19 protein-coding genes and 2 pseudogenes are annotated in these 21,028 nt (G+C 65.5%); 12 read left to right on the forward strand and 9 right to left on the reverse strand.

Going from position 1 to position 21,028, the window contains the following annotated elements:
• The 5 genes and pseudogenes from IN820_RS22590 to IN820_RS09785 all read left to right on the forward strand — a co-directional run.
• A pseudogene (locus IN820_RS22590) lies at positions 1-130 on the forward strand (tRNA threonylcarbamoyladenosine dehydratase); the annotation flags it as partial.
• 251 nt (positions 131-381) lie between these two features.
• Positions 382-507 carry a hypothetical protein gene (locus IN820_RS22780; protein ID WP_268939444.1) on the forward strand — a complete coding sequence of 42 codons (126 nt, stop codon included), beginning with the start codon at positions 382-384 and terminating at the stop codon, positions 505-507.
• Between the two features lie 201 nt (positions 508-708).
• Positions 709-1,767, forward strand: coding sequence for a porin (locus IN820_RS09775; RefSeq protein WP_235989119.1), 1,059 nt, complete (start codon positions 709-711; stop codon positions 1,765-1,767).
• Positions 1,768-2,098: 331 nt separating this feature from the next.
• Complete coding sequence (locus IN820_RS09780; protein ID WP_193680792.1) at positions 2,099-2,800, forward strand: DUF2057 family protein; 702 nt, start codon at positions 2,099-2,101, stop codon at positions 2,798-2,800.
• Positions 2,801-2,958: 158 nt separating this feature from the next.
• A complete protein-coding gene (locus IN820_RS09785) occupies positions 2,959-4,089 on the forward strand; it encodes a GNAT family N-acetyltransferase (protein ID WP_193680793.1) in 1,131 nt (376 codons plus the stop codon).
• Between the two features lie 66 nt (positions 4,090-4,155).
• Here IN820_RS09785 and IN820_RS09790 read toward each other — a convergent pair whose 3' ends face one another.
• Both IN820_RS09790 and IN820_RS09795 read right to left on the reverse strand, forming a co-directional pair.
• Complete coding sequence (locus IN820_RS09790) at positions 4,156-4,710, reverse strand: peptidylprolyl isomerase (protein WP_193680794.1); 555 nt, start codon at positions 4,708-4,710, stop codon at positions 4,156-4,158.
• 63 nt (positions 4,711-4,773) lie between these two features.
• Positions 4,774-5,685, reverse strand: a complete 912-nt coding sequence (locus tag IN820_RS09795) for a LysR family transcriptional regulator (RefSeq protein ID WP_193680795.1) — start codon at positions 5,683-5,685, stop codon at positions 4,774-4,776.
• Between the two features lie 63 nt (positions 5,686-5,748).
• On the opposite strand from IN820_RS09795, the gene IN820_RS09800 reads away from it, so the two are divergent.
• Positions 5,749-6,069 carry a 3-phosphoglycerate kinase gene (locus tag IN820_RS09800; protein ID WP_193680796.1) on the forward strand — a complete coding sequence of 107 codons (321 nt, stop codon included), beginning with the start codon at positions 5,749-5,751 and terminating at the stop codon, positions 6,067-6,069.
• 153 nt (positions 6,070-6,222) lie between these two features.
• Positions 6,223-7,551 (forward strand): DEAD/DEAH box helicase, encoded by a 1,329-nt coding sequence (locus IN820_RS09805; RefSeq protein ID WP_193680797.1) that lies wholly within the window; start codon positions 6,223-6,225, stop codon positions 7,549-7,551.
• Positions 7,552-7,569: 18 nt separating this feature from the next.
• Here IN820_RS09805 and IN820_RS09810 read toward each other — a convergent pair whose 3' ends face one another.
• On the reverse strand, positions 7,570-7,866 hold the full coding sequence (locus IN820_RS09810; RefSeq protein ID WP_193680798.1) for a hypothetical protein: 297 nt from the start codon (positions 7,864-7,866) through the stop codon (positions 7,570-7,572).
• A gap of 143 nt (positions 7,867-8,009) precedes the next feature.
• On the opposite strand from IN820_RS09810, the gene IN820_RS09815 reads away from it, so the two are divergent.
• Positions 8,010-8,390, forward strand: coding sequence for a transcriptional regulator (locus tag IN820_RS09815; protein ID WP_193680799.1), 381 nt, complete (start codon positions 8,010-8,012; stop codon positions 8,388-8,390).
• An 11-nt stretch (positions 8,391-8,401) separates the two neighbouring features.
• On the opposite strand, the gene IN820_RS09820 is transcribed toward IN820_RS09815, so the two are convergent.
• The gene (locus IN820_RS09820; protein ID WP_193680800.1) at positions 8,402-9,256 is read right to left on the reverse strand and encodes a LysR substrate-binding domain-containing protein; all 855 of its coding nucleotides are present in this window, start codon (positions 9,254-9,256) and stop codon (positions 8,402-8,404) included.
• Between the two features lie 97 nt (positions 9,257-9,353).
• On the opposite strand from IN820_RS09820, the gene IN820_RS09825 reads away from it, so the two are divergent.
• The gene (locus IN820_RS09825) at positions 9,354-9,593 is read left to right on the forward strand and encodes a DUF1127 domain-containing protein (protein ID WP_193680801.1); all 240 of its coding nucleotides are present in this window, start codon (positions 9,354-9,356) and stop codon (positions 9,591-9,593) included.
• Between the two features lie 2 nt (positions 9,594-9,595).
• Here the strand turns inward: IN820_RS09825 and IN820_RS09830 are convergent.
• The 5 genes and pseudogenes from IN820_RS09830 to IN820_RS09850 all read right to left on the reverse strand — a co-directional run bounded on the left by IN820_RS09830 (position 9,596) and on the right by IN820_RS09850 (position 17,357).
• Positions 9,596-10,356: pseudogene (locus tag IN820_RS09830) on the reverse strand (sulfite exporter TauE/SafE family protein).
• Positions 10,357-10,548: 192 nt separating this feature from the next.
• The gene (locus tag IN820_RS09835; RefSeq protein WP_193680802.1) at positions 10,549-11,106 is read right to left on the reverse strand and encodes a Tll0287-like domain-containing protein; all 558 of its coding nucleotides are present in this window, start codon (positions 11,104-11,106) and stop codon (positions 10,549-10,551) included.
• A 348-nt stretch (positions 11,107-11,454) separates the two neighbouring features.
• Positions 11,455-13,434, reverse strand: a complete 1,980-nt coding sequence (gene mnmC / locus IN820_RS09840; protein WP_193680803.1) for a bifunctional tRNA (5-methylaminomethyl-2-thiouridine)(34)-methyltransferase MnmD/FAD-dependent 5-carboxymethylaminomethyl-2-thiouridine(34) oxidoreductase MnmC — start codon at positions 13,432-13,434, stop codon at positions 11,455-11,457.
• Positions 13,435-13,708: 274 nt separating this feature from the next.
• Positions 13,709-16,465 carry a response regulator gene (locus IN820_RS09845; protein WP_193680804.1) on the reverse strand — a complete coding sequence of 919 codons (2,757 nt, stop codon included), beginning with the start codon at positions 16,463-16,465 and terminating at the stop codon, positions 13,709-13,711.
• Positions 16,466-16,730: 265 nt separating this feature from the next.
• The gene (locus tag IN820_RS09850) at positions 16,731-17,357 is read right to left on the reverse strand and encodes a trimeric intracellular cation channel family protein (RefSeq protein WP_193680805.1); all 627 of its coding nucleotides are present in this window, start codon (positions 17,355-17,357) and stop codon (positions 16,731-16,733) included.
• Between the two features lie 144 nt (positions 17,358-17,501).
• On the opposite strand from IN820_RS09850, the gene IN820_RS09855 reads away from it, so the two are divergent.
• The 3 genes from IN820_RS09855 to rlmD all read left to right on the forward strand — a co-directional run bounded on the left by IN820_RS09855 (position 17,502) and on the right by rlmD (position 21,012).
• The gene (locus IN820_RS09855; RefSeq protein WP_193680806.1) at positions 17,502-18,410 is read left to right on the forward strand and encodes an HTH-type transcriptional regulator ArgP; all 909 of its coding nucleotides are present in this window, start codon (positions 17,502-17,504) and stop codon (positions 18,408-18,410) included.
• A gap of 269 nt (positions 18,411-18,679) precedes the next feature.
• Positions 18,680-19,582, forward strand: a complete 903-nt coding sequence (gene cysM, locus IN820_RS09860; protein ID WP_193680807.1) for a cysteine synthase CysM — start codon at positions 18,680-18,682, stop codon at positions 19,580-19,582.
• Positions 19,583-19,659: 77 nt separating this feature from the next.
• A complete protein-coding gene (rlmD, locus tag IN820_RS09865; RefSeq protein ID WP_193680808.1) occupies positions 19,660-21,012 on the forward strand; it encodes a 23S rRNA (uracil(1939)-C(5))-methyltransferase RlmD in 1,353 nt (450 codons plus the stop codon).
• Positions 21,013-21,028: the final 16 nt, after the last annotated feature.

A 21,028-nucleotide genomic window follows, 5' to 3' on the forward strand; every position in this document is an offset into this window, starting at 1 on the left:
CGACTGCGCCGGCGGCTTTGGCGCGGTGACCATGGTCACCGCCAGCTTCGGCATGGCGGCCGCGGCCAAGGCGGTGGACAAGCTGGTGGCAGGAGCGCGGCGGCCCGCGGAGCGTGCGCGAGGCCGCTAGTGGCCTGTTTGGTTAGTTTGTTAACTCACTGAGCATTATGTTGTAGGAGCCAGCTTGCTGGCGATCCGGCGATGGTGGTCGGGATCGCCAGCAAGGACTGGGTGTTCCCAAGCTTTTGCGCTCGAAAGGCTCTTGCGCTTTTCCCGAGTCGAGGCAACGTATGAATAAACGAACTTCCAAGACAGTCCACTAGCGTCATCCGTCACGCTATCGCTCCAGACTGCTTGCGAGAAAGGCGCCGAACTGGGCGCATGAGCCCGCGCAAGCAGGTCCCTTCGCCCGTTGATATTGGCGAAGATAAAATAAAGGCCGCCATTCTGTGCCTTGTCGCACATTTTAAATTTTTTCTTCTGCTGATGCCTGGTGTCGGTACTTGAACCGGGCTCCTGCGTTTTCCATCGCCGCCTTTCGGCTTTTCTGTTTTTTAACGGAAAGTTCCTTCGACTTTAAATTTTCATAATCCAGAAAGCGTTCTGTCACATTCGATTTCCATACTCCGCTTCGACCGAAACAGCCAACCCTTACGTCATTTGCAGGACGACGTTATACAAAACCCAATGGAGCTCTGGAGCTTTCTGATGATGAAGAAGAAGTTGATTGCGATTGTTGTAAGTGCTGCAGCCGTCATGCCTGCTTTGGCTGCGGCGGAAGTCAATATCTATGGTCGCGTGCACGTCTCCACTGACTTCCTGGACGACGGTGACGACTACTCCGAAACCAACATTTCCAGTAACTCTTCGCGCCTGGGCTTCAAAGGCGACCATCAGATCAATCCCGATCTGAAAGCGTTCTTCCAGATCGAACAGCAGATCAACTTCACCACCGGTAGTGGGGATGGAAACAGTACCGATTTCGCTACTCGCGACACCTTCGTGGGGCTGGGCGGAAATTTCGGTGCCGTGCAACTGGGTCGTTTCGACAGCCCGTTCAAGGTGGCTCGCGGTCCGGCCAACCTGTTCGGCGATCAGGTCGGCGACATGCGCAACCTGACCCGTGTCGGCAATGCTCGCTTCGACGAGCGTTATGACAACACGGTCCAGTACACCACTCCGAATTTCAGCGGCTTCAACGCAGTGCTCGCCTATTCCGTCCACGAAGGGCAGTGGGTCGAGGAAGATCAGGATTCCGACGGCATCAGCATGGCGCTGAACTATGCCGGAGGCCCGCTCGAGGCATCGCTGGCCTATGAGGCTATCGAGGAAGACACCGGCCGTGGTGAGCGGGATGGTATCCGTGCCGCCGCCGCCTACAAGCTGACTGACGCCTTCAAGCTCGTCGGTTTCTACCAGACCGTCGATTACGATGGCTTCGAAGGTACTTCCGAGGCCCTGCGTGATCAGCTGAGTTCTGACACCTACGGTCTGGGCGGCGAGTACAAGATCACCTCCGACACGGCTCTCAAGGCCATGTGGATGACCCGCGATTCGGACGCCAGGGACTACGATGCCGACATGTGGGTAATCGGCGTAGAGCACAAGCTGGACAAGGCCGTTCGCGTCTATGCCAACTACGCGGTGCTCGACAACGATGACAACGTGGCCCTGACGCCTTGGAGCCAGGCGCGTTCCGCCACTCCCGACGGCGCTCTCGGCGAAGAAGCCTCCGGTTTCTCCGTGGGTCTGCGCTACGATTTCTAATTTCGAAATCGGAAATACCGAGCCGGGATACTCCCTTGCGAGTATTCCGGCTCTTTTGTCATTACGTTGAAATAATTTGTTCTTATGCTTGCTATCCGGTTGTAACTAGTGGCCTGTGCGGTTAGTTGGTTAACTCAAGTTCGGATGATCAGGGTTCTGAGACAAGGCGCTGCGACGAGTCATAGCGGGCTATGGCAAGGAGCAGCAACGCCGTATCGGAGCCCTGAGCGCCGAAATTGACTAACTGAACTGGCCAAGCAGGCCACTAGACAGAGCGGCCATTCCGGTTCGTGCAACCAGCCCATTCGCTGATCGTGTCCAAGGAGTTTCCATGCGTCGTATTTTATGGGTCGCCATTGTTGGCCTGTTATCGGGTTGTGCGCAGCAATCCCATGTGAAGTTGTATTCCGGCTCCGAACTGCCCAGGACGCAAGTTGTGGTAGTGGAAATACCCAGCACTCTGGAAGTATTGGACATCAACGGCCAGGAAGTGCCGTTGGCCAACTCGTCCTTCGGTACCGCGAACAAAACGCTGCATCTGCAGCCGGGCGAGTACCGGATCAATGCCTATTACAAGAACGGCTTCGATATCGGCGGCGGCCTCAGTCACGAAATCGTCCGCACGCGCAGTGCGCTGTATCGCCTGAACGGTCGTGCGGGTGACGTCTGGAAGCTGGAGTACGACGAACCGGCCAACCTGCAGGAGGCTCGGGCCATGAAGGATTCCTTTGCCGGGTGGTCAACGAATCAGCGCACCGGTGAGCGTATCGAGACGCAGGTGGGGGCTGAGCCGACGTCCGCCGTGAACCAGTTGCTGGTCGGCAGTTCCACCAGCTACACGCAGTCCACGGTCGAGCCGCTGAATGGTGCCCAGGCCGCTGCGGCCAGTGCCGCGGTGCCCGTTCCGTCCAGAGCGGCCGTGCCTTCGCAGACCCTCCCTCACAGTGATGCGACCCTGAACACGCTGCAGCAACTGTGGTTGATGCTCAGCCCAGAAAGCCGGAAGGCTTTCCTGGAGTGGGCGAAGCAGTAGATCTAACGCTGGTCAGGTGACCCCGGCGAGCCGGATGGCGACGGTAACGCCGCCGTCATCTGCCCCCGGTAAATTCCCGGATGCATGCTCCTTTATCCCGCCTTTCGGCGGGTTTTTTTTGCTTTTTTTCGTCGCACTGCCGAGGCAGACTGGCGGGCATGCCTATCCAGACGATTACCCGCCTCGCCGAAGTCGCCCCTGAACACTGGGATGCGCTGCTTGCCGATTCGCAACCCTTCCTGCGTCACGCCTTCCTGGCCACACTCGAAGAGAGCGGCAGTGTCGGCGGGCGTAGTGGTTGGCGGCCCGAACACAGGTTGCTGCGCGACGAGCAGGGCGCGCTGGTCGCCGCTTTGCCGCTGTATCGCAAGAGTCATTCCTACGGCGAATACGTATTCGACTGGGCCTGGGCCGACGCCTGCCAGCGCGCTGGCATCCGCTATTATCCGAAGCTGCTGTGCGCGGTGCCGTTCACGCCGGTGAGCGGTGATCGGCTGCTGGGCGACGTGCAGGCGGCCGCTCGGCTGCTCGACCTGCTGGTCGAGGGGCTGCAGGCGCAGGGGCTTTCCGGGCTGCACGTGAATTTCACCGAGCCGCGGGCCGATGCGGTGCTGGCCGGTCGGGACGGTTGGCTGGAGCGAATCGGCTGCCAGTTCCACTGGCACAACCGCGGCTATCGCGACTTCCAGGATTTCCTCGATGCGCTCACCTCGCGCAAGCGCAAGCAGTTGCGCAAGGAGCGTGAACAGGTGGCGGGGCAGGGCGTCGCGTTCGACTGGCGCGAAGGCCATCAGCTCGACGAGGCGGAGTGGGATTTCGTCCATGCCTGCTACGCCAATACCTATCATGTGCGCGGGCAGGCGCCCTATCTGACGCGCGGGTTCTTCAGCCTGCTGGCCGAGCGCATGCCGCAGGCGATTCGCGTGGTGCTGGCGCGGCAGGGGTCACGGCCGGTGGCGATGGCCTTCAGCCTGCGCAATGGCAACGGCCTGTATGGTCGCTATTGGGGTTGCCTGGCCGAATTCGATCGCCTGCACTTCGAGACCTGCTTCTACCAGGGCATCGAGCAGGCCATCGCCGATGATCTGCAATTCTTCGATGCCGGCGCCCAGGGCGAGCACAAGCTGATCCGCGGCTTCGAGCCGGTGATCACCCGTTCCTGGCATTACCTGGCGCATCCCGGGCTGCGCGCGGCGGTGGCGGATTTTCTCCTGCAGGAGCGCGCTGGCGTGCTGGCCTATGCCGAATCGGCGCGGGCGGCGCTGCCGTATCGGCAGGTAGGGGCGTGAGGAGCGGGTTTCGGCGGCGCCGCGATTCAAGCGGCGGAAAGGCCGGCGGCGCCGGCCCTCAGAGGATTAAAGCTTCTTCGCGGAAAGGATCTTGACCGGCGTCAGCGGGACGTTCTGCATCATGCTGCGGTTGCCGGTCGGCACCTGGGCGATCTGGTCGACCACTTCCATGCCGCGCACCACCTTGCCGAACACCGCGTAGCCGAAGTCACGGGTGCCATGGTCGAGGAAGTCATTGTCGCGATGGTTGATGAAGAACTGGCTGGTCGCCGAGTTGACGTTCTGGGTCCGGGCCATGGCGAGGGTGCCGCGCACGTTGTGCAGGCCGTTGTCGGCCTCGTTCTTGATCGGTGCCTTGGTCGGTTTCTGGTTCAGCCCTTCGCCGAAGCCGCCGCCCTGGATCATGAAGCCGGGGATCACGCGGTGGAACACGGTGTCGTCGTAGAAGCCGCTGTCCACGTAGCCGAGGAAGTTCTCGACGCTGATGGGGGCTTTCTCCGCCTCCAGTTCGATCTCGATCTCACCGAGGCTGGTCGTCAGCAGGACGTGGGGATTTTCCGCTGCCAGCAGGTTGCCGGCCAACAGAACGGAGCAGGCGGCGAGGGCGATGCGTTTCAACATGGTGTCTTTTCCTGGTGTCGAGGGGATCTGTTCGCTGGGGTCAGGTGGCTGGTGCGCGGCGGGTCAGCCGGGCATAGCGTTCCTGGACTGCCCGGCATCGTACGTCCTGATCAGCTCGATGAGAATCCGGGTCGCCGGGCCGAGCGGTTTGTCGTGGTTGGTGTAGAGATAGAACAGCGGCCGGCGAATGCTGCCCTGGACCAGTGGCAGCGGCTTCAGTACGCCTTCGGCCAGTTCGCGCTCGATCATGTGCCGCGGCAGCCAGGCGAAGCCCAGGCCGCTGCTGACGAACGCCACGGAAGTGGCCAGGCTGCCGACCGTCCAGCGTTGTTCCGCGCCCAGCCAGCCGGCATCGCGCGGTTGCCGCAGGCCGGTATCGCGTACCACGATCTGCATCTGGCTCTGCAGATCCAGGACGCTCAGCTTGCGGCCGAGCTGGTGCAGCGAATGCTGCGCATGCGCCACGGCGACGAATTCCACGGTGCCGAGCTCGCTGCCCAGATAGCCGGTGATGTCCAGGCCGCTGATGGCGAGGTCGGCGGTGCCGTCCTTGAGCACCTCCTCGACCCCGGACAGCACTTCCTCGCGCAGGCGCACCCTGCAACCACGGCTTTTCGGCATGAACTCGGTGAGTGCGCGGATCAGCTTGGCACTGGGGTAGGCGGCGTCCACCACCAGCCGGACCTCGGCCTCCCAGCCCTGTTCCATATGGTGCGCCAGTTCCTCCAGCTGGCTGGCCTGGATCACCAGTTGCCGGGAGCGGCGCAGCAGCACTTCGCCCGCCTCGGTGAGCACGGCCTTGCGACCATCGATGCGCAGCAGCGGGACGCCGAGCTGTTCCTGCATGCGGGCGACGGTATAGCTGACCGAAGACTGCGAACGATGCAGCGCCTCGGCCGCCTGGGCGAACCCGCCGTGATCGATGACGGCCTGCAGGGTGCGCCATTGATCCAGGGTCACTCGCGGCACTTTCATTGCTTGCTCATTCCTGTCTCCAGGGTCTGTTACGCTGGCCGCCTTTCGAGGAGACCGCCGGAAATGAAAAGACTCAGTTACCTGTTCCTTGCCTTGCTGCCGCTCGCGGCAACTGCCGCCAGCTACCCGGTGGAGCTCGAGCAGCAGCTCAACGGCGCGGAGATCACCGCTACGCCGGAATCCATCGATCGCGACCTCGCCGGGTTGCTGCTGCTCAATTACGGGCAGGCTCCGGCGGTGTGCACGGCGGTATTTCGCAACGGGCCGGAAGCGCCGCGCACGCGGCGCACGGAGCTGCAGCCCGGCGAGCGCAAGGCGCTGACCTCCAAGTTCAAGCGGGATGTGATCCGCCTGCGCATCAAACTGAGCTGCGAGCCGAAGTAGTCGCTCGGCCAGCACCTTCTAGGGATGTCGGCGACCGTGCCCAGCTTAACGGTTGTCCGCCGGGGAAAACATGCCGACGGTTACAGAACGCGCCTTTCCCTAGCGGACGGGTTAACCTATGCCATTGTTTTTCGATCCTTGAGGTAGCTCCCCTTGTTTGACCAATTCGCCCTGCACGAACGCCTGCTCAAGGCCGTCGCCGAACTGAAATTCGTCGAGCCGACTCCGGTGCAGGTGGCGGCGATCCCGCCGGCGCTGGATGGGCGCGACCTGCGCGTGACGGCCCAGACCGGTAGCGGCAAGACCGCCGCCTTCGTGCTGCCGATGCTCGATCGGCTGATCGGCGATGCCCAGCCACGGGTCGACGTGCGCGCATTGATCCTGCTGCCGACCCGTGAACTGGCCCAGCAGACGCTCAAGGAAGTCGAGCGCTTCTCGCAGTTCACCTTCATCAAGTCCGGACTGATCACCGGGGGCGAGGACTTCAAGGTGCAGGCGGCCATGCTGCGCAAGGTGCCGGATGTGCTGATCGGCACACCGGGGCGACTGATCGAGCACCTCAATGCCGGCAACCTGGTTCTCAAGGACGTCGAGGTCGTGGTGCTCGACGAAGCCGATCGCATGCTCGACATGGGCTTCGCCGAAGACGTGCAGCGGCTGGTCGGTGAATGCGCCAAGCGCCAGCAGACCCTGCTGTTCTCCGCCACCAGCGGCGGCGCCGGTCTGCGCGAGATGGTCGGCAAGGTCCTGCGCGATCCGCTGCACCTGCAGCTCAATCGCGTCAGCGAGCTGAACGAGGGCACCCGTCAGCAGATCATCACTGCCGACCATCCGGCGCACAAGGAGCAACTGGTGCAGTGGCTGCTGGCCAACGAGACCTACCAGAAGGCGGTGATCTTCACCAACACCCGCGCCCAGGCCGATCGCCTTTACGGCCACCTGGTGGCCAGCGACATGAAGGTCTTCGTGCTGCACGGCGAGAAGGACCAGAAGGAGCGCAAGCTGGCCATCGACCGCCTCAAGCAGGGCGGCGTCAAGGTGCTGGTGGCCACCGACGTGGCCGCGCGCGGGCTGGATATCGAAGGCATGGACCTGGTGATCAACTTCGACATGCCGCGTTCCGGCGACGAGTACGTGCACCGGGTCGGCCGTACCGGGCGCGCCGGGGCCGAGGGCCTGGCGATCTCGCTGATCTGCCACACCGACTGGAACCTGATGTCGAGCATCGAGCGCTACCTCAAGCAGCGCTTCGAGCGTCGCGTCGTCAAGGGCCTCAAGGGCAGCTACCAGGGACCGAAGAACCTGAAGGCCTCCGGCAAGGCCGCCGGGACCAAGAAGAAAAAGGTCGAGAAGAAGAAGGGCGTCGAGAAGAAGGCCAAGCCGGCTGCCAAACGGCCGAAGAATGCCAGGCGCGAACCGTCGCCGGTGGTCAGCCAGGACGGCATGGCGCCGCTCAAGCGCAGGAAGCCGGCCGCGGATTGACGCACCCGGCCTCAGCCGCTACCGCTGGCCGTCGGCCGGCGGGATGTCGGCCTGCTTTTCCGCTTCTTCGATCTGCTTCAGGCGCTTGTCGTAGGCCTCGCATTCGTCGCCGAGCTGATCGGCGCTGCGCTTGGCTTCCATCTGGCGGATTTCCTCGTTGATTTCCTCGGCACGCTGCGGATCGCTCTGGGTCAGCTGGTTGACGCGTTCGGCCAACTGCTCGGCCTTGGCGTTGATCTCGTCCGGCGTGCAGTCGGCATGGACGGCCGGGCTGGCCAGCAGGGCGGCGGTCAGGGTGATCATCAGCAATCTCATGGGCTCGATCCTCGCTCAGTCGTTCTGAACGGTGGATCGCCCCGCGGCCGCTTTAGTTCAGCGGCGAACCCCCGGGCACTGCGCACGGTCGGTATGCATAGGCGCCTCGTTCGCGGGGCGATGACCGTTACCGGAGAAATGCCATGAGCTACAAATGGGATCTGATCCAGCGCCTGCTGCATGAAGTCCAGACCGGCGCCAACGACAGTTTCAAGCCCCGCCGCTATGCCGAGGAGCATGCCGCACAGCTGGAGAGCGAAGGCCATCCGCTGCCGAACCTGGACAGCCTGCGTGCCGAGGCCGCCGACTACGAGAGCCTGTTGTTCGAAGGCGGCTTCATCGTCAGCCGGCCGGAAGAGCAGGGCGGCAACGGCGAGAATTTCGTCCTCACCGAGCGCGGCATGCGCCTGCTCGAGATACTCGACGGTCGCCAGGACGACAATGCTCTGCGCCAGCGGCTGGTGGACAAGGGCGAAGCGGCGCTGGTGCCGGAAGTCTTCGACGAGCTGGCGGCGGGCCGCTAGGCTGTCGCGTGCTACAGGCGGAAGCCGTCGACGATATAGTCCGCCAGGGTTTCGCTGATCTGCGACTGCTGCTGCGGGTTGCGCAATAGCACGATGCTGCTCTGTGGCAATCCGGGCAGGCCGTCCGCTTCGCCGAGAATCTGCAACTGCGGGGTGATCAGGCTCTGCAACTGCGCGGTCACCGCCAGTCCTGCGCCGACCACGGCGATGATCGCCGAGAGGCTGGGGCTGGTATAGGCGATCCGGTAGTCGATTTCCCTGGCGTCCAGCGCGTTGCACACCCAGGCACGACAGAAACAGTCGGTATTGAAGGTTGCCAGCGGCAGCGGCCGCTGCTCATGCAGGTTAAACCCTGGAGCTGCGGCCCAGACGACGTGCTCCTGGCGCAGCAATTGGCCGATCTCGGTCCCCGGCTCGCGGGTGACGATGCTGAGATCCAGGTCCCGACGCTGCAGCAGCTGGCTGGATGGTTCGCAGTGCACTTCGACCTGCACCAGCGGGTAGGCCTGGGCGAAGCGCGCGAGGATGCCGGGCAGGAAACGCATGACGTAGTCATCCGGCGTGCCGATGCGTACGGCGCCGACCATGTGCGGCTGGCGCAGGGTGGTCATCACTTCGCCGTGCAGCTTGAGGATGCGCCGCGCGTAACCCAGCAATATCTGGCCCTCCGCGGTGAGCCTCACCTGGCGCCCGCTGCGCTCGAACAGCGGGCGCTGCAGTACATCCTCCTCCAGGCGCTTCATCTGCATGCTCACCGCCGACTGGGTGCGGTTCACCACGTCGGCCGCGCGGGTGAAGCCGCCGTGGTCGGCAATGGCGACGAAGCTGCGCAGCAGTTCGGTATCGATACTTGGATAATTGGCCATTCATCAATCTCCGAGATGCAAGGCATCAGGAACATTCGTTGGATTGATCTTAAGCCCGGCGCAAGACTGGCGCCAATCCAATTCGGAGGGTATCGAGATGAATACGCAGAAAAATGCCATGCAGGGGTTGCTGCGCCTGCCGCGAACCGCGCAAGCGCCGGGGCCGGCACTGCTGATGCGGATCTGGCTCAGGGTGCGCCGCTGGAACGAGCTGTCGCGCCAGCGCCGACAGCTGGCTGGCCTCAGCAATGCGATGCTCAAGGATATCGGCCGCAGCCGCGCCGACGTCGAAGCCGAAGCCGGCAGGCCGTTCTGGGACGACCCCGAGCAGCATTGAAATCACTGCCCCAACAGCAGCTTCTGGATACCCAGGGACAGGCTGACGAGCACCAGCATCAGGGCGAACAGGCGCTGCAGCAGACCGCTGTTGAGGTATTGGGCCAAGCGGTTGCCGCTGAGTACGCCGAAGGCGCCGCNCCGCCGGCCGCCAGGCCGCCGAGCAACGGCAGCGGTGGTTCGGCGTCGGTGAGGTAGAGCAGAAAGCCGCCACCGCTGACCAGGGCGATCACCGCCATCGAGGTGGCCATGGCGCTGAGCAGCGGCAGCGGCGTGAACCAGAGCAGCGCCGGGACGATGAGAAAGCCGCCGCCGACCCCCATCAGCCCCGACAGCAGCCCGACGCCGACACCGATGCCGAGCAGTGCCAGAGGACGTTCCTCGCCGCTCGCCTTGGCCGGCAGGGCGGCGCCGCGCCACATGCGCCAGGCCGACCAGAGCACCAGCAGGCAGAAGGCGACGATCAGCCAGCGTTCGGCAATGAACTGGCCCAGCCATTGGCCGGCGGCGTTGCCCGGCAGGCCGCAGATGGCCAGCAACAGCACCGGGCGCCAGGCAACCTGGCCCATGTACGCACGCGGGATCGCGCCGATCAGCGCCGACATGGCGACCGCGCCAAGGCTCACGCCGATGGCGTCGCGCAGCGGCAGGTGCAGGCTGAGCAGCAGCGGCAGGGCGACCAGCGATCCGCCGGCGCCGGTGAGCCCGAGCAGCAGGCCGAGAATCAGGCCGATGCCCAGTGCTTCGAGCAACAGGATGTCCATCAGCGCTCGCTTGCCAATCCGGGTTCGCTAGCGGAATCGGGGCAAGGGAGAGGGGCGGGGCGCATTGGTTACTCCGTCGATTGTTGGATCGCTTCCCGGTTGGGCATGCCGGAAGTCTGGAGCGTTCCGCAGCGGGAACGAGCGGTGGGTGGCGCGTTACGGGCGAGCCCGTCGCACGGAGTGTAATCGCGATCAGGGCGCCAGGGTACGGCTGAGGGTGAACGCGCCGCGCAGATCGCCTTCGCGGAAACCACGAGCCCGGTCCTGCGGATACCGCTGGTCGAGCAGGCCGAGCAGCTCGGGCTCGAGGTTTTCGCCATGGCAGCCCAGGCAGGCTTCGGCGGTACCGATCGCCTGCATGTAGCGGTATTCGGCGCCGACGATTTCGCCGTGCGCGAGTTTCTCCAGCGGCTCGCCGGCGGCGGCACGCTCGGCGAACTGCCCGAGTACCGCGCGCTCCCAGGCATCCGGGGCGTTGTCTGGATTGCGGACCTTCAGCGCGGTGCGACCGATCTGCCACGGGGCCTTGCTGTGCTGGTCGGCAATTCCCGGGGCCAACAACTGGCAGGCTTCCACCGCCCTGGCCGGGCCGCCATCGGCCATCGCCTGTTTGACCGTGCCCAGCAACTGCTGCTGGAAGGCGGGAATCAGGTTGGCGGCTTCGCTGCGCAGACGTTCGGTGTCGGTTGCCGATGCGGCGTGTACGCCGAACGCGAGCAGGCCGAGGGTGATCAGGGGCAGCGCGTTCATGGGGCCTCCACGGGCTGGGTTGATAGTGGGGGGAGTATAACCGGCTTCAGGCTGGAAGCCATTCCGCCCAGGGGCAGGCTTTTCCTAAGGCGCTGTCCCAGTTGCGTGTCGCTCGGAGTGTCGAGGTGTTCTGAACGTCCGTAGGAGCGGGCCGTGCCCGCGAAGCTTTGCGCGCTGGAATATTCGCGGGCATGGACTCGGCGTCCCCGCCCTCTCCTACAGGGATACGTCTATCCGCAACAGCCAACTCGGACAGAGCCTTTCCTAATGGACTGTCTTGGACGTTCGTTTTGTGCTTCGCACACCGCTTGCGGTGCGCGGAGCGAACCTACGACGCGTCCAGCTCTGCTATCCGCCCCTTATCAGCTTGCGCAGCAGGAAGCGGTTGGGGTGGCAGGCTTCGGCGACGTCGCGCGGCAGTGGCAAGGGTTCGCCTTCCAGCCAGCCGGCCAGCAATTCGCCGGACAGCGGGGCGCTGATCATGCCCCGCGAGCCGTGCGCGGTATTGACGTAGAGCCCGTCCAGCCAGGGGCACTCGGCTTGTGGAACCTGTCGGGTGTTCTTGCTCAATGCCGCGTAGGTTTCGGCGAAGCGTTCCTGATCGGCCAGCGGGCCGATCAGCGGCAGGTAGTCCGGGCTGGTGCAGCGGAACGCCACGCGTCCCTGCAGTGCAGCGGTCTGCTGCGGGTCGGCCTGCAGGCGTCGATAGAGATCGCTGGAAATCTCTTCGAGCATGTCCAGGTTGGACTGGTGCTCGGCCGCGCTGGGCGCCATGTCGGTCTGCTGGAAGTTGAAGCTGGCGCCGAGGGTATGGCTGCCGTCGCGTGGCGGCGCGACATAGCCCTTGGCGCAGAGCACGGTGCGCAGCTCGGCGCTTGCCGGCGTCGCGGGCAGGCAGGAAATCTGCCCGCGGATGCGCTTGAGCGGCAGCCAGGCGCTGTGCTCGAAGCGGGCCGCATCGGCGGCGCCCGTCAGGACCACCACCGGCGCCCGCGCCAGCAGCCGCTCGCCGGCCATGGCTTGCCAGTTGCCGTCGTCGCGTTGCAGTTCGAGCGCTTCGTGGTGGCGCAGCAGCTCGATGCCCGGCTGCTGCAGCAGCCACTGGCAGAGCGCCGGCGGGTGCGCCCAGCCGGCTTCCGGGTAGAACAGGCCGCCCTCGGGCAGGGCGACACCGGCCAGGGCTTCGGCCTGCTCCCGGGCCAGCGGATGCATCAGCGCGGCCGGGAAGGCGCCGGCCAGTTCGGCCTGGCGTTGCCGCTCCTTGTCGTCATAGGCGATCTGCAGCACGCCGCAGGCCTGCCAGTCATGGCCCTGCTGCAGATGCCGGAGCAGGCGGCGGGTGTAACCGAAGCCGCTGACGACCAGCCGTGACAGCGCCGTGCCGTGGGCCGAGAGCTTGAGGTAGAGCACGCCCTGGGGATTGCCCGAGCCTTCCCGGGCCGCCTCGGCATGCCGTTCGAGCAGCGTGACCTGCCAGCCCCGCGCGGCCAGGGACGCCGCCGTGGCGCAGCCGGCGAGGCCGGCGCCGATCACCAGTGCGCGGCGCTCCGGGGAGACGAAGGCCGGCCGGGCATACCAGGGCTTGACGTCGTTCCCGGGCGCGCCGACGAAACGGCCGCGCAGGATCTCCCGCTTGTGGCCGAAACCCGGCACTCGCTGCATGTCGAAGCCGGCCTCGATCAGCCCACGGCGGACGAAGCCGGCACTGGTGAAGGTGCCCAGGGTCGCGCCGGGGGCCGAGAGCCGCGCCAGCTCGGCGAACAGCGCCGGCTGCCACATTTCCGGGTTCTTCGCCGGGGCGAAGCCGTCGAGGAACCAGGCATCGACCGTCGCGCCCAGGCCCGGCAGGGTTTCCAGCACGTCGCCGACCAGCAGCGTCAGCACCACCCGGCCTTGCCCGAAGATGAACCGCTGGAAGCCCGGATGCACCGCGACGTACTGCTCCAGCAGCCGCCCGGCCAGGGGTTGCAGTTCCGGCCAGAGCGCCAGCGCCCGCGCAAGGTCGTCGCGGGTCAATGGATGCTTTTCGACGCTGACGAAATGCAGCCGCGCCCGGCTGTCGGCGACGCGCTCGAACAGTTGCCAGGCGCAGAGGAAGTTGAGGCCGGTGCCGAAGCCGGTTTCGCCGATCACCAGGCGCTGGTCCGGCTGCAGCGCGGCGAAGCGCTGCGCCAGCGCGTTCTGGGCGAGAAACACGTGCTCGGTTTCCGCCAGGCCCGAGGCGCGGGAGAAATACACGTCGCCGTAGCGGCGCGATTGCGGCTGGCCGTTTTCGTCCCAGTCGAGTTCGGCGTGCTGAAACCTGGGGGATGCGGGGCGATCTTGCATGGGTGAGTCCTGAATGAAACGGGCGGCTCGGTAGAAAAGGAGGAAGTGCGCGGGCCGGAGAGCGTTCGCGGCGGCTAGTGTGATGTCTGGTTAGTTTGTCAACTCACTGGGCATTATGTTGTGGAGCCGGCTTGCTGGCGATCCCGGTCACCATTGCCGATGATCGCCAGCAAGGACCAGGCGTCCCCCCCCCAGGCGCCTACGCTCGAAAGGGCTCTTGCACTTCTCCCGCGTCGCGGCAGCGCATGGATAAACGAACCGCCAAGACAGTCCACTAGCTGTCGACGCGGGCTTGCTGCTCCAATCGGCCGATGGCTGCGTCCAGTTCGTCGAGCGCGGCTGCACTGTCGGGATGGTTCTGCTTGAGCAGGGTTTCGCTCTGCTGGCAGGCGCTGCGCAACTGCGGCACGCCGCAATAGCGGGTGGCGCCGTGCAGGCGGTGCACGCGTTCGAGCAGCGCCTGATGGTCGCCGGCCTGGCGCGCCTCGCGGATCGTCTGGCGGTCGCCTTGCAGCGAATGCAGTAGCATGCCGAGCATGTCGGCGGCGAGATCGGCCTTGCCAGCGGCCAGGCGCAGGCCTTCCTCTTCGTCGAGTACCTTGAGGGTCTGCTCCGGTGCTGGCAACAGCTCCAGCGTGCGTTGCGGCTGGCTGCGCAGGGCCAGGCCGGTCCATTTCAGCACCACCTGGGCGAGCTGGCGTTCGCTGATCGGCTTGGTCAGATAGTCGTCGAGGCCGCTTCGCAACAGCGAGCGCTTCTCGTTGGCCAGGGCGTGGGCGGTGAGCGCGATGATCGGCAGCGGCGCGCTGTTGCTGGCGCTCTCCCACTGGCGGATCGCTTCGGTGGTCTGCCGGCCGTCCATTCCTGGCATCTGCACATCCATCAGCACCAGGTCGAAGGGGTGCTGCTTGACCGCGTCCAGCGCCGCGGGACCGTTGTCCACCGCGACGACCTCGGCACCCATGTCGCCGAGCAGGGTCTTCACCAGCAGCAGGTTGGCCGGGTTGTCGTCGACGCAGAGCACGCGCGCCGCGCGGCTGGGGGCGGGCTGCGCGGGTTCGGCATAGGCCAGCTGCGGGCGTACCAGTTCCAGCAGCACGCGCTGCAGCTTGCGGGTGCAGGCGGGCTTGCCCTGCAGTTGGGTGTACGTATGGCTGTCGGGCAAGGCGTCGTGATAGTGGGCCTGTTCGGTCGTGGGGCAGAGCACCACGCACTTGCAGCCGAGGGTTTCGATCTCTGCCAGGCGCTGGCTGAGCTGCTCGGGCTCGATCTCGCGGCTGGTGACGCCAAGCACCGCCAGGTCGATCAGTTGGCTGCCCTGGCGCTCGGCATCGATCACCTGCTGCATCTGGTCGAGGCTGTCGAATGTCTGCACCTGCAGGCCGCAGCTTTCCAGCTGGTGCTGCAGGGCCTGGCGCGCCAGCGGGTGCTGCTCCAGCAGGGCGACGCGGCGACCCAGCAGGGCTGCGTGGGGATGGTCTTCGATATCGTCGCGGGCCTTGGGCAGGCTCAGGCTGATCCAGAACTCCGAGCCTTCGTCGGGAATGCTGTCGACGCCGATCTCGCCGCCCATCTGTTCGATCAGGCGCTTGGAGATGACCAGGCCCAGGCCGGTGCCGCCGGGTTGGCGCGACAGCGAGTTGTCGGCCTGGCTGAAGGCCTGGAACAGCGCACGCAGGTCCTGGTCGGTCAGGCCGATGCCGGTGTCCTGTACGCTGATGCGCAGCTGCGCGCGCTCGGCGTTGTCGCCCTCGACCATGGCGCGGACGGCGATGGTGCCCTCGTTGGTGAACTTGATGGCGTTGCTGATCAGGTTGGTCAATACCTGCTTGAGCCGCAGCGGGTCGCCCACCAGCGACAGCGGCGTATCGCGGTAGACCAGGCTGACCAGCTCCAGCTGTTTGGTGTGCGCCGCCGGAGCGAGGATGGTCAGGGTGTCCTCGATCAGGTCGCGCAGGTTGAAGGGAATGCTGTCGAGCACCAGCTTGCCGGCCTCGATCTTGGAGAAGTCGAGAATCTCGTTGATGATCCCGAGCAGGCTGTCGGCGGACTTTTCGATGGTGCCCAGGTAGTCCTGCTGACGCGGGGTGAGGTCGCTCTTCTGCAGCAACTGGGTGAAGCCGAGGATGCCATTGAGCGGCGTGCGGATCTCGTGGCTCATGTTGGCGAGGAATTCGGACTTGATCCGGCTGGCCTCCAGGGCCTCCTTGCGCGCCAGGTCCAGCTCGATGTTCTGGATCTCGATGGTTTCCAGGTTCTGCTGCACGTCCTCGGTGGCCTGGTCGATGCTCTGTTGCAGTTCCTCGCGGGCGCTGAGCAGCGCTTCGGCCATGCGGTTGATGCCGGAAGCCAGCTCGTCCATCTCGTGGCTGCCCAGGGGCGGCAGGCGGGTCTCGAGATGGCCATCCTTGAGTTGCGCGACGGCGCCTTTCACGCGCTGCAGCGGCTGGCTGATGGCGCGGCTCATGCGCAGTGCCAGCAGCGCGGTGATGATCAGGCCGGCACCGATCAGCAGCAGGCTGGTCAGCAGGCTGCGGTAGCCGCGCAGCAGCATGCCGTGGTGCGAGAGTTCCAGTTCCAGCCAGCCGATCAATTGCTCCCCGGAGCCGCGGGGGTCCTCGGCGAGGTTCAGGTGGCGGCTCAGCACCGGCATCAGGATGCGCGTATGGTCCAGGCTGCTGACGTGGGTGAGGCCTTCCGGATCGCCGGGCGGCGGCGGCGTGAGCATCCGCGGGCCGGCATGCACGCGCTGATTGCGCTCGGGGTCGAGGATGCTCACCGCGCGTACGTCGGCCTGATCCAGCACCTGCAGCAGGATGCGCTGCAGGCGCTTGTCATAGCCCAGGTTCATGGCGGGCGCGGCGAGCGGGGCCAGTTGCTGGGCGATCAGTTGGCCGCGTTCGTCGAGCTGATGGCGCAGATCGGACAGCTGCATCCAGGTGAAGTAGGCACCCAGCACCACCGCCAGCAAGGTGCTGGGCAGCAGCGTCAGTATCAGCACGCGGCCTCGAATTCCCAGGTCTTTCAGCACGTTCCCATACTCCCGAGGGGCTGTTGCCAGCGCGCTAGTGTAGCGGTTCGGCGGGGTGGAATCTGCAGCATGGGTTGTCTCGCCAGGGCAATTGCGCCATGCGTCATTCCGCAACGGCCATTCGATAAAGGCGCTGGAGGCTGGAAAGCTGGACGAAGGAACGCCGGATCCTCGCTCAATCTCGGGCCGCCTGTCGTTCAGCCTCCCGTGCTGTTTCGGCTTTGAGGCATGGCGCGATCCCTGGGCTGCCTTGACGCAGCGCCGCTCAATCCAGGCCGCGAATGTCCTTGCCGTTGAAGTCCGGCAGTTTCCAGCGAAAGGTCATGGCCAGCACGCGGAACAGGAAGCCGCTGCCCAGGGCGAGCAGGGTGGCGACCGAAGTGTTGATCTGCAGCCACAGCAGCGCCACGTAGAACACCCCGGTGAACAGCGCCACGGTGGCGTAGAGTTCGCGCTGCAGCACCATCGGCACCTGGTTGCACAGCACGTCGCGCAGCAGCCCGCCGAAGATGCCGGTGATCACACCGGCGAGCACCACGATGGATGGATGCGCGCCCATGCCCATCGCCACGTCGCAGCCGATCACGGTGAAGGCCACCAGGCCAAGGCCGTCCACCAGCAGGAAGACCATGCGCAGATGGTGCAGGTGGCGGGCGATGAAACCGGTGACGATCGCTGCACCAATGGTGAACGTGAGGTATTCCGGATGCGCGATCCAGCCGACCGGATAATGGCCGAGCAACACGTCGCGGGCGGTGCCGCCGCCCAGCGCGGTCACGGTGCCGAGCAGGCAGATGCCGAACAGGTCCATACCGCGGCGCATGCCCATGATGGCGCCGGACATGGCTTCGGCCGTGATCGCGATCAGGTAGATGATGTGCAGCAGTTCCACGGCGGTCGGTCTCCGGGTAGGCCGCTGCTCCGTGATAGGGCAGGGCGGTTTGAAGGGGCGCGATTATGGGGCAGGCACTGGCTTGAATTGATATGGCTAAGTATTTTTAGGCTATCCAAATATTTTCTTAATGAGCGGCTTGCGATGAATCTCGATCCGAAGCAGACCGAAGCCTTCCGCTGCGTCATCCGCACCGGCAGTTTCGAACAGGCCGCGCTGCGCCTGCACCTGACGCCGCCCGCCATTTCCCAGCGGGTCCGTGCCCTGGAAAGCGCTCTCGGCAGCGCACTGGTGGTGCGCAGCCGCCCGTGCCGGCCCACCGAGACCGGGCAGCGCCTGCTGCAGTACCTCAAGCGCGCCACGTTGCTGGAAGCGGACCTGCTCGCCGACCTGGCCGAGCGCAGCGATGCACCGCTGGTGGTGGTCGCGGCACTCAATGCCGACAGCCTGGGCACCTGGTTCTTCCCGGCGCTGGCCGAGGTGCTGATTCGCGAGCGGGTATTGCTGGACCTGACCGTGGAGGACCAGGACCACACCTACAGCCTGTTGGAGACCGGCCTGGCGATCGGCTGCATCAGCACCGAGCCCAAGCCGATGCGTGGCTGCACGGCGAGCCCCCTGGGCAGCATGCGCTATCGCCTGGTGGCCTCGGCCGGCTTTCGCCTGCAGCACTTCGCCAATGGCCTGACCCGCAACGCCGCGCGCAAGGCGCCGGTGGTCGCCTACACACGCAAGGACACCCTGCAGTCAGTCTTTCTGCTGCGCCGCCTGGGCTTGCCCGAAGGCGCCTATCCCTGCCACTACGTGCCCGGCGCCGAGCCGCATTTCAGTGCGATCCGCTACGGGCTGGGCTACGGCATGGTGCCCGAACTGTTGCTGCACGATGCGCTGCGCCAGGGCGAGGTGGTCGATCTGGCGCCGGACCAGCCGACGGACATCGCGCTGTACTGGCACACCTGGAAGGTACAGTCGCCACGCATGGAGCATCTTTCGCGACAGATCGTCGAGGCGGCGCCGAAGATTCTCGGCAGGCCGTTGGGGCAGGGCGCGTAGGTTGGGTTGAGCCGCATTGCGGGGAAGCCCAACAGCGCATACCGCGCAGCCCAAGGCCATGCGCGCGGGCTTCCTGCAGCCGAAAGGCAATGGCGTGACGGATGCGCCGCCTGATGCATCGTCGCGTTGGGCTTCGCTGCGCTCAACCCAACCTACATGCACCCGGCCTGCGATTCGGAGCCGATCCATGCGGCCGCTTCGGCTACACGGTCTGCCCGTCGCCGGCGGTTGCCGTTATCATGTTCGCCTTTTCAGACGCGTGCGCCGCCATGACCATTGATTATCCGACCATTGCCGATTGCATAGGCAACACGCCGCTGGTTCGCCTGCAGCGGATGCCCGGCAAAACCAGCAACACCCTCCTGCTCAAGCTCGAGGGCAACAACCCGGCCGGCTCGGTCAAGGATCGCCCGGCGCTGTCGATGATCAACCGTGCCGAGCAGCGTGGCGACATCCACCCCGGCGACACCCTGATCGAGGCCACGTCCGGCAACACCGGCATCGCCCTGGCGATGGCCGCGGCGATCAAGGGCTACCGGATGATCCTGATCATGCCGGACAACTCCAGCGCCGAACGCAAGTCGGCGATGACCGCCTACGGCGCCGAACTGATCCTGGTGAGCAAGGACGAAGGCATGGAGGGCGCCCGTGACCTGGCGCTGAAGATGCAGGCCGAAGGGCGCGGCAAGGTGCTCGACCAGTTCGCCAATGGCGACAACCCCGAGGCCCACTACCGCAGCACCGGTCCGGAGATCTGGCGCCAGACCGGGGGCAGCATCACCCATTTCGTCAGCTCGATGGGCACCACCGGGACCATCATGGGCGTGTCGCGCTACCTCAAGGAGCAGAATCCGGCGATCGAGATCGTCGGCCTGCAACCGATGGAGGGCTCGGCGATCCCGGGCATCCGTCGCTGGCCGGTGGAATACCTGCCGAAGATCTACCAGGCCGAGCGGGTCGATCGCGTCGTCGACATGTCCCAGGCCGAAGCGGAGCAGGCCATGCGCCGCCTGGCCCGCGAGGAAGGCATCTTCTGCGGCGTGTCCTCCGGCGGTGCCGTGGCGGCCGCGCTGCGGTTGTCGCAGGAACTGGAGAATGCGGTGATCGTCGCGATCATCTGCGACCGCGGCGATCGTTACCTCTCCACCGGCGTGTATGACGTCCCCAACTGAGCACGCCATGGTCCGGGCCTGGAACGGCCCGGGCGTGGCATGCGTAGCGTATTGCGAATTCCTGCAGGTCCCAACCGATGGCCAAACGTAGCGGCGCTCTGCGCTTCCAACCCAGTGGTGGCGAGCGAAAGCCGCAGGTGCCCGCGGGCAAGAAACAGCGGCTGGGCATCGAGCGGCTGGCCCACGACGGCCGCGGCATCGCCTTTCTCGATGGGCGCACCTGGTTCGTCGAGGGTGCGTTGCCGGGCGAGGAGGTCGAGGCTCGGGTGCTGGCGGCGCGCAGCCAGATCGTCGAGGCCCGTTGCGAGCGCGTGCTCGTCGGCAGTGCGCAGCGCCGCGCCGAGCCCTGTCCTCACGCCCGCCAGTGTGGCGGATGCAACCTGCAGCATGCCGCCGCCGACGATCAGCTGGAGTTGAAGCAGCGCACCCTGAACGAGCAGCTGGCACGCTTCGCCGGCCTGCAACCCGAAGCCTGGGCCGCTGCGCTCAGCGGGCCGGAACTGGGCTATCGCCGCCGCGCCCGCCTGGCCGTGCGCTGGGACGTGAAGGCCCGGCGGCTGGATATCGGCTTCCGCGCCACGGCCAGTCAGCAGATCGTTTCCATCGAGCAGTGCCCCGTTCTGGTACAGCCCTTGCAGTCGCTTCTGCCGGACCTGCTGGCGATGCTGCGTGGGTTTGACAGGCCGCAGGCGATCGGCCACGTGGAGTTGTTCAGCGGCACGGCCGAAGCGCTGCTGGTTCGGCATACCGCGACCTTGCCCGCAAGCGATCTGGCGCGCCTGGCCGCGTTCAGCGAGGCGCACCGGGCGCAACTCTGGCTACAGGGCGAGGGCGAGCCGCAGGCCGTGGAGCCGGCGCAATTTCTGGGCTATCGCCTCGCGCAATGGCAACTGGAGCTCGCCTGGCGGCCGGGCGATTTCGTCCAGGTCAACGCGCCGGTGAACGAGGCGATGGTGGCGCAGGCCCTGGAGTGGCTGGCGCCGGCGCCAGGCGAGCGGGTGCTGGATCTGTTCTGCGGGTTGGGCAATTTCAGCCTGCCGCTGGCCCGGCAGGGCGCTCGGGTGGTCGGCGTGGAGGGCGTCGAGGCGATGGTCGGGCGTGCCCGCGACAACGCGCAGCGCAACGGCCTGGAGCATGCGCACTTTTACCAGGCCGACTTGTCGAAGCCGCTGGCCGACGCCCCATGGGCGCGCGACGGTTTCGCCGCGGTGCTGCTCGATCCGCCCCGCGACGGCGCGCTGCAGATCGTTCGACAAATGTCGATGCTCGAAGCCCGGCGGGTGGTCTATGTTTCTTGCAATCCGGCGACCCTGGCCCGCGATGCGGCCGAACTGGTTGCCCAGGGCTACCGGTTGAAGCGTGCAGGCGTGCTCGACATGTTCCCGCAGACCGCGCATGTCGAGGCGATGGCATTGTTCGAGCGGGCCTAGGCTGTATTTTTGACAG

The organism is Pseudomonas lopnurensis (genome assembly GCF_015070855.1).
GTDB lineage: Bacteria > Pseudomonadota > Gammaproteobacteria > Pseudomonadales > Pseudomonadaceae > Stutzerimonas > Stutzerimonas lopnurensis.